This window comes from Fulvivirga aurantia (assembly GCF_009711475.1).
Taxonomy (GTDB): domain Bacteria; phylum Bacteroidota; class Bacteroidia; order Cytophagales; family Cyclobacteriaceae; genus Fulvivirga; species Fulvivirga aurantia.
Genome location: NZ_SMMD01000125.1, coordinates 1 through 607, shown reverse-complemented (window position 1 = coordinate 607; position 607 = coordinate 1). Strand labels below are relative to the sequence as shown.

The 607-nt window shown below is 40.0% G+C and carries 1 protein-coding gene; it reads right to left on the bottom strand.

The genetic code is table 11. The annotated features are described in order from the left end of the window. On the bottom strand, nt 1-607 hold a 607-nt coding region (locus E1176_RS00315), incomplete at both ends, for a YceI family protein (RefSeq protein ID WP_155208603.1).

The following is a 607-nucleotide window of genomic DNA, read 5'->3' as shown; positions in this document are numbered from 1 at the left end:
AAACTTATCTTTTGCTTTATCAATAGCATCGGCCTCATCGCCATACATCAGTCCCCAGTTGGTTCTGTCGATGTTAAATTTAGCCATAGCCATAATTTTTCCATCTTCCATTTTTACGCTTGCAGGGAAAGCAACGCTAAGTGTTTTTCCTCTCATTGTAAGGTTACCAGTTATTTTATGAGTAGGAGATTCTACCATAAACTCGTCAGCAGTGGCTGGAGTATATTCTGTTTCGTATTGCTCCTTAGCCTCAGGCTTGTCTTCCTCTGAGTAAGTCTTTACAGAAGTGATCACAAACTCACCAGTCGGAAAGCTATCTGCGTGAAAGAAATCTGCAGATTTTAAGTGCTTGACCAGGTCGCTTTGCATATCTGGCTTATCAGCAAGATCTTCATTCTTGATGTTAGCAATATCAAGCGTGATAGTTCCACCTACAATTTCACCATCTTTAGTAGATATCTGACCTTGTGCTATAGGAATAGAGCCATTATGCTTACCTGTTGGTTTGCTACCTATCCAGCTTATTTTACTGTCCTCCTTAGAGATGCTGTATTCTGATGACGCATTTACTTCTTCAACTTCTTTAGCTTCAGAAACTTCTGCATCA